Consider the following 11,886-nt stretch of genomic DNA (forward strand, 5'->3'; position numbering starts at 1 on the left):
ACGCTCGTTGACGAACCATGACGACTGATAGGGTGCGTCAATAAATCGATAAGCCACACGCCCTTGTTGCTTGAAAGCCATCACGCAATAAGGGCCGTTTTCACGCATCACCTCGTAGACGATGAATGAGTTGGCATAAGGAAGGTAGAACTCATCGTAGCTTCTTTTCTCTTTGGGTATGCCTAGCCTCAGCTTATCGGCGTTGTAAAAGAAAAGAATAGCCCGGAGCAGCGTACTCTTTCCTACACCCTGCGTACCAATGAAATGCACGTTTCCGTCCAGTTGAATCTCGGAATAAGGGATATGCGCACTATTCAGGAAAACTATTTTATTCAGGTATCTCATCTTGTCCCTCTTCTGTTATGTTAATACAATCTACCAACTCTTCTATATAATGAAAAGCCGTTAGTACCTTCCAAGTGCCTTCGTCCTCGTCTTCATACTCTATAAATCCCATAGTCTTTAACTCATTGATGAGCTTATCAACGATTTCCTCGAAACCTTTCTTGTCGCTAAAGAGTTCCTTGGCTTGCTCCTTCAGCTCGATTTCGGTACGTATTTGTGTCACTATGTCCGACTTGCTGAATACGAAACCGGGGCCGAAGGCTGAATTGTAGGTTTTCAAGAAGCAGAGATAATCTATCCAGCGAGCGGCGGCTTCGAGTTTACGATCTATATCCGCCTTGCTTTCTTTACGTGCGAAAAAGTAGTAGCCATTGCCGCTTTCAAGATAGAAACCTATGCCTTTATAATATTCATAATAGTCGGTCAACTCCTCTTCGATGGCATCGTAGTAGCGACGGACTGCGGGCGAAAGGCTATTGGACGAGATAAATCCGCCATGGCTCAATGTACTGTATATTTCTTCGGTATATTTCATGGTTGATGAATTATTTAGGGAAAACTAAGGGATACTCTACCTGTCCCTTACATTCGTAACGGTCGGAAAAGTTCAAATCTTCGGCATATTCAGAGGCTATCTGGCAGAAAAAGACGAGCTTGTCTTCTGTACTTACCGCATTCTTATAAGCGTAATTCATGACAAAAGCGAAAAGATGCTCGCCGGAAGCCACAAACGAGTTGTACACTTCCCTCAAGTTCACTTGATCGATCACTTCCGCCTTACCTTCCAGATATTCGGTAGGTATTGCTTCCGCTACGTCTCTCGATTTATCGTCACGCCTTTTAAGCTTAGTGGCGAGTTTCTTGATAAGTGTCAGCGCTTCGTCCGAATTGCGCAGGTAATCTATTGAAAGTTTGATGCGATAACTAGGTTGCGGCTCCATCCACACATGGTTACGTTCAGCCAGCACTTGCTTGATATTCGTATTCTCCTCCAGCAGGAATTGCTCTTTAAGATACTTCAGCTTGCGTACTTTCTCGAAGATTCGATTTTGGTATTCGATCATGTTGAGGTAATGAACGATTTGCCGCTGTATCTCCATGAGGTTGTGGGAGGAGTCGATGAGTTGCAACTTCACGTCGCTCACCGTGGCACGCATCTGGGCATCCATTGCCTTGCGGAAGAAGAGCAATTGATCTTTATCGATCGCATTTTCGCACTTGTTGATGAGTTGGATGATATTCTTCAGTTTCTCGCCCAGTCGTTGCAGTTTTACTTTCTTTATCTGATAGTTCGGCTCGTTCTTATACGTGCTGTCCAGATTCCGCTTCAGGTCGATCACGTTGCGTACCGTGGTGAGCACTATGTTCTTGAGCGTACGGCGCACGTCATTATGGTAGTTATATCGCCGCCTCTCGTTATTCTCTTTCAGATAATACTCTATCTGCTCGTTCAGCTTGCTGAGATGTCCTTGTATATAGGCTACATTCACCTCTTCGTTCACTTGCAGCACCTCCTCGAAGAACTTTAGGTAAATGTCTTCCATCTCCAAGAAATCGCCGCTACTACGTATCACTCCGTGATTGATTAAGCTCTGTACCCGCTCCTCCTTATAATCGGTCAGCTCCACCGCGAAATCGTATTTGAAAGAAAGGGAGGTCCGTTTATGAAACATCTCACGTAGCAGTTCCCTCTCTCGGTCGAGCGTACGAACCAATTCATCGATAGAACGAAATGTGCGCATACTGATACGGTTTTAGAATCCTTTGGCCCGTTCGATTGTAAGCAGGCTCCTTTTTTTGTCGATACCTCCGGCGTATCCGGTTAGGCTGCCATCGCTGCCTACGACACGGTGGCAGGGGATGATGATACTGATTGGGTTATGGCCTACCGCTCCTCCGATCGCTTGCGTAGACATGCTCGGGATACCTTTTTGCCGGGCGATTTCGCCGGCGAGCTCCTTGTAGGTTACGACTTCGCCATAAGGTATTTTGCTCAATAAGTCCCATACCGCAAGTCGGAAAGGCGTATCCTCCAGATGGATAGGAGGGGTGAAGCTGGGAATCTTACCCATGAAATAGCTATCCAGCCACTCTTTGGCTTGTTCGAATATCGGCAGTTCTCTTTCTTGGTGTTCCGCCGATAAAGTGGCGGCAAAATATTTTTGCCCGTCGAACCATAATCCTGTCAGGTGGTCGCCATCGCTGGCTAGGGTTATTTCTCCCAAGGGAGATCGATATTTGTCGGTGTATTGCATGATGTTTATCAAATAAGGGCGTAAGTTAGAAAAATTTTCGAAAGTAGCCAATATCTAAGGGCGGAAATGAGATAAGGAATCCTACTTTTATTTATATTTGCATAGTGAAATTTCGTGAACGGATAATACTTCAACATTTTTAAACAATGATAAAATTATGATCTTAAGTAGAAATTTATCAGAGGCGTTCAATGCCCAAGTTAATGCGGAGATGTGGTCTTCGAATTTGTATTTGTCAATGTCCGTGTATTTCCAGAAAGCAGGGTTGAACGGTTTCGCCCATTGGATGAAGAAACAAGCGGCTGAGGAATTGGAGCATGCTCATAAGTTGATCGATTACGCCTTGGATCGTGGCGGCGATATTACGATCGGCCAGATCAACGTGGTTCCGACAGGCTGGGGAAATCCGTTGGAGGTATTCGAGCATGTTTACAAACACGAGTGCTATGTATCAGAGTTGATCGACAAATTGGTTGATATCGCCGAGGCTGATAAGGATCATGCTTCCCGTGATTTCTTGTTCTGGTTCGTACGCGAGCAAGTAGAGGAAGAATCTACGGCTAAAGAGATCGTGGATCAATTGAAGAATTATGGGGAATGCCATTACGCCATTATGGATCATAGATTAGGAAAGAGATAATAAATTTCCGTCGAGAAATATAAAAAGGCTGTATCTTCACCGGACGCAGCCTTTTTTGTCGTATTTTTACCCGGTAAAGTCAGTAAGGAATACTTATAGATAAATAGAAAATATAAATATGAGATTAAGCGATGTATGGTTTACGGCTCTCTCGGAAAACGAGTCAGGGCAAATGATTACCGTTTACGGGCGGGACGAGTTGAATGAGTTTACCGAATCCGGTAAGTTCAAGGAACGTGTCGAGATCACTTGGAAATACGAGGGAGATGGGAGAGGCCTTCCTAGCGATGACCTTGGCGAGAAAATGGAGGCCGTGGAGGAAGCGCTTCGTAAGGCGATGGAAAAGAAAGACAAGCTGGCTATCCTGACGGGTGTCTATACCGGAGGAGGAGAGAAGGTCTGGGTGTTTTACACACGTACCGTGCGTGTATTCGGCGAACGCTTGAATGAGGCCTTGGCTCCTTTCGAATTACTGCCCATCTCTATTTATACCGAGATGGATCCGGATTGGGAGGAATATAAGGATATGTATGAGATGAAAGAGTGGGCGGTGGATTGAGCGTATGTAGGCATCGCCCCACACGTATATCGATATAAACCTACACGTATATTGGCGTAGACCGATATCTATATACGTGTGGGGCGATGCCTATATACGTGTTTTTACCGGCTCATCAAGAAAGATTTGAATCCCTCGAAATCTTTTGCCAGCTCGATGCTTTGCTTGGTTCCTTCCATGAAGGCTTTCAGTTTCGCCGGGATCTCGATATCTGCCTCCAATATCTTATCGACCGTTCCTTTGAATTTGGCGGGATGGGCGGTCTCGAGGAATAGACCCGTCTCGGTCTCGCTTAGATCGCTGTCAAGTAATCCTTGGTAGCCACAGGCTCCGTGCGGGTCAAGGATATATCCCGTCTCTTTATAGACGGCTCGCATCGTAGAGGCGATTTCCTCGTCCGTATAGCGATGTCCGGAGATCAGTGCGCATATTTCTTTATGAGGATCATTGAATGCGCCGAATAGGTCGATAATACGGGCGAAATTACTCGGATCGCCTACATCCATGGCGTTCGCTAGGGTGGCGACTGATGGGCGGGGTGTATAAGTTCCTGTATTCAGGTATTCCAAGAATACGTCGTTACGGTTGTTTGCCGCTACGAAACGTTTGATAGGGAGCCCCATCCAATAGGCGAACAATCCGGCGGTGATGTTTCCGAAATTACCGCTCGGCACGCAAACGACCAGCTCGTCCGCTTTTCCCAGCTTGTCCAGCTGAGCGTAAGCGTTGAAATAGTAGAACGATTGGGGCAAGAAACGGGCTACGTTGATGGAGTTCGCCGAGGTCAGTTTCATATGACGGTTTAATTCCTCGTCCATAAAGGCGGATTTAACCAGCGCTTGGCAATCGTCGAACGTGCCGTCTATCTCCAATGCCGTGATGTTCTGTCCTAATGTCGTGAACTGGCATTCCTGTATCGGGCTGACCTTTCCCTTGGGATAAAGCACATACACGTGAATGCCCGGAACGCCTAGGAATCCGTTGGCGACGGCGCTTCCCGTATCGCCGGAAGTAGCTACCAATACGTTTACTTGCTTCAATCCCTCTTTCTTTATGAAATAACCGAGCAGACGAGCCATGAAGCGCCCTCCTACATCCTTAAAGGCCAATGTAGGCCCGTGAAATAACTCTAAGCTATAGATATTACCCTTTACGGGTACCACCGGGGTCTCGAAGGAGAGCGTATCTTTTACGATACCGTCCAATACCTCCGGCTCGATGTCTTCCCCGAAGAACATCTGAGCTACTGTGCAGGCGATCTCGTGGAAGGACTGGTTCTTCATGTTGGCTATCACCTCCTCGTCCAAGGAGTCGATATACTCGGGCATATATAATCCCTTATCGCCGGCCAGACCTTTTACGACGGCCTCTTCTAGGCTGGCTACAGGGGCTTGTTTGTTTGTGCTGTAATATTTCATGCTCTAATCGTTTAGAAATTCTTTTATAAATTGATCTTTTTCCAGTATGCCATATTTGCCGTTTGATACGGAGAACTCATCAAATGTGGTAACGGAGTCGGGTTGCTCGCCCGGCTTGTAAATCAGGAATGGAACTGGGGTATTCGTATGCGTACGTATGGAGCAAGGAGTGGGGTGGTCCGGAAGGATAGCGATCGCTACCGGCTCGTCCCATTTTTGCGTTTCCTCGTAGATGATACGTACGGCACGGTTGTCCAGATACTCTATCGTCTTGATCTTTAGGTCTACGTCTCCTTCATGCCCGGCCTCGTCGCTTGCCTCGATATGCAGGTAGACGAAGTCGTTTGTCTTGAGGGCCTCAAGGGCGGCGTGCGCTTTTCCCTCGTAGTTCGTGTCGTATAATCCGGTAGCTCCCTCTACGTGAAGCACCTCGAGGCCGGCGTAAACGCCGATTCCCCGGATGAGATCGACGGCGGAGATCACGGAGCCTTTCCCGAAGCCGTACATCTCCCGCATCGTTCGCATGGCCGGACGGTAGCCCGGAGACCAAGGCCAGATACTGTTCGCCGGATCTTTCCCCGCTGCCATACGTTTGAGGTTCACCGGGTGATCCTTTAAGATCTCTTGGGACTTGAGGATTAATTCGTTTAATAAATCGGCGGTCTCTCGTGCTTCCGGAACTTCCGGTTTTATCATTAAAGGCCGGAAAGGATGGAGGGGTACGTCGTGTGGTGGCGTGCAATCCAGACGCTTATCGCCTCCTTTGATTACCAATAGGTGGCGGTAGGAGACACCCGTATAGAACTTGACACGGTCGGAGCCTAATCGCTCGTTCAGGCATTGGATCAACTCGTCCGCTTCCTCCGTGGAGATATGGCCGGAAGAGTGATTCTTCAAGATGTCGCCTTCTACGCAGATTAAGTTACAACGCATCGCCATCTCGCCGGGTTGCAGGGCGACGCCTATACTGGCGGCTTCCAATACACCCCGTCCCTCGTATACGGAGGGCAGGTCATAGCCTAATACCGCCATGTTCGCGACCTCGCTACCGGGATGGAAACCATCCGCTACGGTTTTCATCTGCCCGGTTACTCCCAGTTCCGCCAATTTATCCATATAAGGAGTCTTGGCGTATTGCATCGGGGTCTTGCCTCCCAGAGCCTCTATCGGCTCGTCGGCCATTCCATCGCCTAAAATGATAATGTGCTTCATACCTATCGAATATTAGCAATGGATATGATGTCGGCGAATACGCCTGCGGCTGTCACGTCGGCTCCGGCACCATATCCCTTGATGATCATTGGATATTCATGATATCTCTCGGTGGAGATCATGATAATATTGTTGCTGCCCTCCAGTTCATAGAACGGATGGTGGCTGTCTACGGCTTGTAGGCCTACCTCGCAAGCGCCGTTCTCCATCTTCGCCACGAAACGGAAGCGTTTGCCTTCCGCTTCCAGTAGCTGGCGTTTCTCCTCGAAACCGGCATCTGTATCCTTGATATTCTTCCAGAAGTCCTCAAGGGAACCCTCGAAGTACTTTTCCGGGATGAACAGGTTCCGTTTTACGTCGGCTTGCTCCACCGGATAACCGGCCTCACGGGCCAAGATAACCAGCTTACGGATTACGTCTTTGCCGCTAAGGTCGATACGTGGGTCCGGCTCGGCGTATCCGGCTTCCTTTGCCATATGGATCGCCTCGCTGAAAGGGATATCGGCGCTGATCGTATTAAAGATATAATTCAGCGTACCGGAAAGTACGGCCTCCAGTTTCAATATATGGTCGCCGCTATTGATCAAGTCGTTCATCGTATTGATGATCGGGAGGCCGGCGCCTACGTTCGTCTCGAACAAGAACTTGATGTCTCGGTGGCGGGCGGTCTCCTTGAGCTTGGTATAATTATCGTAGGAGGAGGAAGCCGCTTCTTTATTAGCCGCCACGACGGATACGTTATTGTTCATCAACGTCTCGTAAAGAGCCGCCACGTCCGGGCTTGCCGTGCAATCCACGAATACGGAGTTGAAGATATTCATCTTTACGATCTCTTCGCACAGATGCTCCGGGTTGCTCTCTTCCCCGTTCTCCTTCAGCTCCTCCAGATAATTGTCGAGGTTGATCCCTTCCCGGCATAAAAGGGCTTTCTTGGAGTTTGAGATACCTACGACATTCAGCTTCAAACCGTTTTGCCGCATCAGTTTCGGTTGCTGGATGCGTATCTGTTCCAATAAATTGCCGCCTACGGTTCCTACACCGGCGATGAAAAGGTTCAATACCTTATATTCGGATAGGAAAAAAGAGTCATGAATGGAGTTCAACGCCTTGCGAAGGTATTTATGCTTGATAACGAAAGAGATATTCGTCTCGGAAGCGCCTTGGGCGCAAGCGATCACGCTGATGCCCGCACGTCCCAGCGTACCGAACAGCTTCCCGGCGATACCCGGGGTACGTTTCATGTTCTCGCCTACAATAGCGACGGTAGCCAGATCTTTCTCCGCTACGGTATCGTTCATATCACCCTGCGCACGTTCCAAGGCGAACTCGTCGTTCAATACTTGTACGGCCAAATCAGCGTCGGCGTTACGTACGGCGAAAGTCGTATTATTCTCGGAGCTGGCCTGCGATACCATAAATACGCTGATGCCATTCTTGGCGAGCGTCTTAAAGATCCGGTAGTTCACGCCGATCACGCCCACCATACCTAAACCTTGTACCGTGATCAAACAGGTATCGTTGATGGAGGAGATACCCTTGATGATGGCCTTGCCTTCCTCTTTCACCCGCTCTTTCGAGATATAGGTTCCGGGAGCGGTCGGGTTGAAGGTATTCAAGATACGGATCGGGATATTCTTATGATAAACCGGATAGATCGTCGGCGGATAGATTACTTTCGCCCCGAAGTTACACAACTCCATCGCCTCCGTGAAAGTAAGCCGGTCGATTACGTAGGCGGAGCTGATCACACGGGGATCGGCAGTCATGAAACCATCCACGTCTGTCCAGATCTCCAAGGTGTTAGCGTCTAAGGCGGTCGCCAAGATGGAGGCGGTATAATCCGATCCCCCTCGTCCGAGGTTCGTAACCTCTCCGGTTTCCGTGCTGGAAGAGATGAATCCGGGCACCAAGGAAACCTTGGGCAGCGGCGAGAAGGTCTCTTTTATGAGCTTGTTGGTCAAGTCGAAATCCACGATATGCTTGTTGAATTGCTTGACTGTCTTGATATATTTGCGTGAGTCGAACAACTTAGCGTCCTTGATCACGTTCGAGACGATCAAGGAAGATAGGCGCTCGCCATAACTTACGATCGTATCGGATGTCTTGGCGGATAAATCGTTAATCAAATAAACACCTTTGAAAATATTGCTCAATTCATCCAGTAAAGCCATCACTTTCTTCTGGACATCCATGCGTACCTCCTTGTCCTCTATCACTCCCTCGATCACGTCCAGATGGCGGGCGATGATCTCCGATAATTCTTTCTCGTAGGCAAGGTCGCCTTTAGAAGCCATGGTAGAAGTGGCCAGTAATTTATCGGTGATGCCCCCTAAGGCGGAGACAACCACGATTACGGGCTCTTCGATAGCCTCTACTATTTTCTTTACACTTAAGATACTATTCACGGAACCTACGGATGTTCCGCCGAATTTTAATACTTTCATCGATATGTATTTTTAATGGTTCATCGAGGATTGACAATCAAAAAAAGGCTTTTTCATGATTAGCAACCGACAATAACCGATTGATTAAACTTATTTATGTAAAAGGAGAAATAAAAAAGGATGCAATACGAGATTGCGACATAGCGTGACGTGGTCTACGCGAATGCTTATTAATAGATTCTAACCCCCCAAGGGGTCATCAATGCCCATGTATAATATGAGGACTCTACACTCATCATTGATTTTGTATGCTACTTATTCTTTTATATTATGGGGGCAATATTACGCATTATTTTTCATATTGCAAGCGTTTTTGCTAAAAGATTGACTATTTTGTTGTTCAAGGTCCGCCCGGCTCTTGCTTTGGGTCACTAAATAGACGCCGGAGAAAACAAGTGCGGCCGATACTAGTTTCGTTACGCTAAAACTATCCTGACCGATGAATACGGCGATAAAGGAAGCTACGATCGGTTGGATATAATTGTACATGCTGACGGTAGTCGGGCGGATTCGCTTTAAGGCCAGCGGTATTAATAAATAGGGTATGAACGTGGCCCCGAATAATACGAAGAAAATGGCTCCCAGCTCTTGGCCGTCGAAGACCTCTTTATGGAAAGCCGGGGTATTCCAGATGGACTCGATAGCGAAAGGCAGGGTAATCAGCGTGGAGAACAGGAACATCCATTTCATCATCGTGACGGATGAGTACTTGAGTGTTAGTGGCTTGGATACTACCAAATAGATCGAGTACATGAATCCGCTAACCGTAATCAAGAGGTTTCCCCCTAGACTGCTCGCTTGATTGGAACCTTGCGTGGATTGTAGTATTAAGGAGATCGCCCCGCATATACCAAGCAGTACCCCGAACGTTTTCATCCGTGTGATAGGTTCCTTTAGGATCAGGGCCGCCAAGATCATGACAAAGATGGGGACGGCGGTCGCTATGATGGAAGCGTCTACTGGCGACGTGGTATTCAATCCCCAGATAAACAGCCCTTGGTTCAAGCCTACTCCGCAAAGGGCGCAAAGGCATAGAAGTCCCAAGTCCTTCAACGGCACTTTCTCATAGGGAACGAATAGGGAGGTGATCCAGAACATCACGCAAGCGAAGCTCATCCGCATACTGGTTAACGCCTCGGGTTGCACATGCTCGGGGAGTAGATATTTGGATACGGGCATATTAATGGCGAACAGGATGTTGGCCGCTAAAATAAGGAGATGCCCTTTTAGCTTTTCTTGATTCATCATGAGTACGATCCTAGATTGGTATAATATAATGTATATAGGCTTATGTTTTGGTGAGCAAAGGTCTTACTTTTTTTTGTAAATAAGAAATGATCCGTTAGTAAAGTGTTTTACATACGGATCATTGTCTGTTTAGTCAAGGAAGCATCCCGTTTTTATTACGATGAAACGGCCGCTCCTCCCATGATATCCAGCAATTCGTTGGTGATGGCTTGCTGGCGGGTTTTATTATATTGCAAAGTTAATTGTTGGATTAAATCGTTTGCGTTGTCGTTGGCGGTCTGCATGGTCATCATACGGGCGGCGTGCTCGGCGATCGAGGTGTCGAGTAGGATCGTATAGATGGTTAGGTTCAGCAATTTCGGGAAAAGCCGGTTACGCAACTCTTCCGCCGAGGGCTCAAGGATGTAGTCGGTGGCCGTTTCCGCCGCTTCCGTATCCGAGAGGGAAAGGGGAAGATACGTCTTGTGGGTTACGACTTGTGTCGCCATGTTCTTGAAATGGTGATACAGTAATTCCACCCGGTCCGCTTTACCCGTGACGAACAGCTCCATGAGACGGTTCGCCAAGGATACGGCGCTTTCATAAGACGGCTTTTCGCCGATCGTGACGAAATCAGTGTCGAAGCTATACCCCGCTTTATGAAGCTCATCCGCTATTTTCTTGCCGATAGGGTAGAGGCCTACCTCTATTTGCTGGTTCTTATAAGTCTGGATCGTGGCGGATAACTCTTTCCATATATTGGCATTGAATGTCCCGCATAAACCCGTGCTCGAGGCGAATACGGCGATAGCCACCTTGCTCACCTTACGCTGTTCGGTGTAAGGTGAGTCTGGGTCGCATTCCGCCGAAAGAAGACCGTTTAAGATAGCGGATAGTTTATTAGCATATGTAAGTGTGTGCTCGGTTTGCGTCTGGGCATGATGAAGCTTGGCCGACGATACCATTTTCATGGCGGCGGTGATCTTCTGCGTGCTCCGTATAGAGGCGATCCGGACTTTTATTTCTTTCAATGAACCCATAGCTCCTTCGCTGTTTTTTCCAATATGCCTCGTATCTCATCATTGATAACGCCGGTCTTTAAGACATCCAGTACGTCCCGTTGATGAGAGGTCCGTAATTCTTGCAAGAACCTTGCCTCGAACTCATGCACCTTGTCCAATGGAACCTCTTTCAGCAGACCTTGCGTTCCGCAATAAAGGATCGAGATTTGCTCTTCCACCGGCATCGGGCTATATTGAGGCTGTATCAGTAACTGGGTATTCTTCTGCCCCTTATCGATCGTGAAAGCGGTGACGGCATCCATCTCGCCCCCGAACTTGGAGAATGATTCCAATTCACGGAACTGAGCCTGATCGATTTTCAAGGTACCCGCTACCTTTTTCATCGCCTTTAATTGCGCGTTACCGCCTACACGGGAAACAGAGATTCCGACGTTGATAGCCGGGCGGTTCCCTTGGTTGAATAAATCGGTCTCAAGGAATATCTGTCCGTCGGTGATAGAGATCACGTTGGTCGGGATATAAGCCGATACGTCTCCCGCCTGAGTCTCGATGATCGGTAAAGCGGTCAAGGAGCCACCGCCTTTCACCTTGTCTCTCATGCTTTCGGGGAGATCGTTCATCTCACGGGCTACCTCCGGCTGGTTGATGATCTTGGCGGCACGTTCCAATAGGCGGGAGTGCAGGTAAAAGATATCACCCGGGTACGCCTCACGTCCGGAAGGACGGCGAAGGATCAAGGAAACCTCACGGTAGGCGACCGCCTG

The 11,886-nt window shown here is 48.2% G+C and carries 11 protein-coding genes and 1 pseudogene; 2 read left to right on the plus strand and 10 right to left on the minus strand.

Annotated elements, in window-relative coordinates; genetic code table 11:
• The 4 genes from QVP94_RS14780 to QVP94_RS14795 form a co-directional block, all read right to left on the minus strand.
• The coding region (locus tag QVP94_RS14780) for an ATP-binding protein (RefSeq protein ID WP_288213291.1) at positions 1-345 on the minus strand (345 nt) is incomplete at its 3' end.
• Positions 329-880 carry a condensin complex protein MksE gene (locus tag QVP94_RS14785; RefSeq protein ID WP_005861767.1) on the minus strand — a complete coding sequence of 184 codons (552 nt, stop codon included), beginning with the start codon at positions 878-880 and terminating at the stop codon, positions 329-331. The genes QVP94_RS14785 and QVP94_RS14780, both read right to left, overlap by 17 nt.
• Before the next feature lie 10 nt (positions 881-890).
• Positions 891-2,087 carry a hypothetical protein gene (locus QVP94_RS14790; protein WP_022192902.1) on the minus strand — a complete coding sequence of 399 codons (1,197 nt, stop codon included), beginning with the start codon at positions 2,085-2,087 and terminating at the stop codon, positions 891-893.
• Between the two features lie 12 nt (positions 2,088-2,099).
• The gene (locus QVP94_RS14795; protein ID WP_005861770.1) at positions 2,100-2,600 is read right to left on the minus strand and encodes a methylated-DNA--[protein]-cysteine S-methyltransferase; all 501 of its coding nucleotides are present in this window, start codon (positions 2,598-2,600) and stop codon (positions 2,100-2,102) included.
• 157 nt (positions 2,601-2,757) lie between these two features.
• On the opposite strand from QVP94_RS14795, the gene QVP94_RS14800 reads away from it, so the two are divergent.
• Together QVP94_RS14800 and QVP94_RS14805 are read left to right on the plus strand one after the other, a co-directional pair.
• A complete protein-coding gene (locus QVP94_RS14800) occupies positions 2,758-3,240 on the plus strand; it encodes a ferritin (RefSeq protein ID WP_005861772.1) in 483 nt (160 codons plus the stop codon).
• A gap of 118 nt (positions 3,241-3,358) precedes the next feature.
• Positions 3,359-3,799: a DUF695 domain-containing protein gene (locus tag QVP94_RS14805; protein WP_005861774.1), complete on the plus strand. Its 441-nt coding sequence runs from the start codon at positions 3,359-3,361 to the stop codon at positions 3,797-3,799.
• A gap of 104 nt (positions 3,800-3,903) precedes the next feature.
• Here the strand turns inward: QVP94_RS14805 and thrC are convergent, their stop codons facing one another.
• The 6 genes and pseudogenes from thrC to QVP94_RS14835 form a co-directional block, all read right to left on the minus strand.
• A complete protein-coding gene (thrC, locus tag QVP94_RS14810) occupies positions 3,904-5,217 on the minus strand; it encodes a threonine synthase (RefSeq protein ID WP_005861776.1) in 1,314 nt (437 codons plus the stop codon).
• Between the two features lie 3 nt (positions 5,218-5,220).
• The gene (locus QVP94_RS14815; RefSeq protein WP_005861778.1) at positions 5,221-6,429 is read right to left on the minus strand and encodes a cofactor-independent phosphoglycerate mutase; all 1,209 of its coding nucleotides are present in this window, start codon (positions 6,427-6,429) and stop codon (positions 5,221-5,223) included.
• A gap of 2 nt (positions 6,430-6,431) precedes the next feature.
• Positions 6,432-8,873 carry a bifunctional aspartate kinase/homoserine dehydrogenase I gene (gene thrA / locus QVP94_RS14820; RefSeq protein ID WP_005861780.1) on the minus strand — a complete coding sequence of 814 codons (2,442 nt, stop codon included), beginning with the start codon at positions 8,871-8,873 and terminating at the stop codon, positions 6,432-6,434.
• Between the two features lie 282 nt (positions 8,874-9,155).
• The gene (locus QVP94_RS14825; RefSeq protein ID WP_022192903.1) at positions 9,156-10,121 is read right to left on the minus strand and encodes a DMT family transporter; all 966 of its coding nucleotides are present in this window, start codon (positions 10,119-10,121) and stop codon (positions 9,156-9,158) included.
• A 155-nt stretch (positions 10,122-10,276) separates the two neighbouring features.
• On the minus strand, positions 10,277-11,140 hold the full coding sequence (locus tag QVP94_RS14830; RefSeq protein ID WP_022192904.1) for a F0F1 ATP synthase subunit gamma: 864 nt from the start codon (positions 11,138-11,140) through the stop codon (positions 10,277-10,279).
• A pseudogene (locus QVP94_RS14835) lies at positions 11,128-11,886 on the minus strand (F0F1 ATP synthase subunit alpha); the annotation flags it as partial. The pseudogene QVP94_RS14835 and the gene QVP94_RS14830, both read right to left, overlap by 13 nt.

The sequence above is a fragment of the Parabacteroides sp. CAG:2 genome, from assembly GCF_000436315.1.
Taxonomy (GTDB): Bacteria; Bacteroidota; Bacteroidia; order Bacteroidales; family Tannerellaceae; genus Parabacteroides; species Parabacteroides distasonis.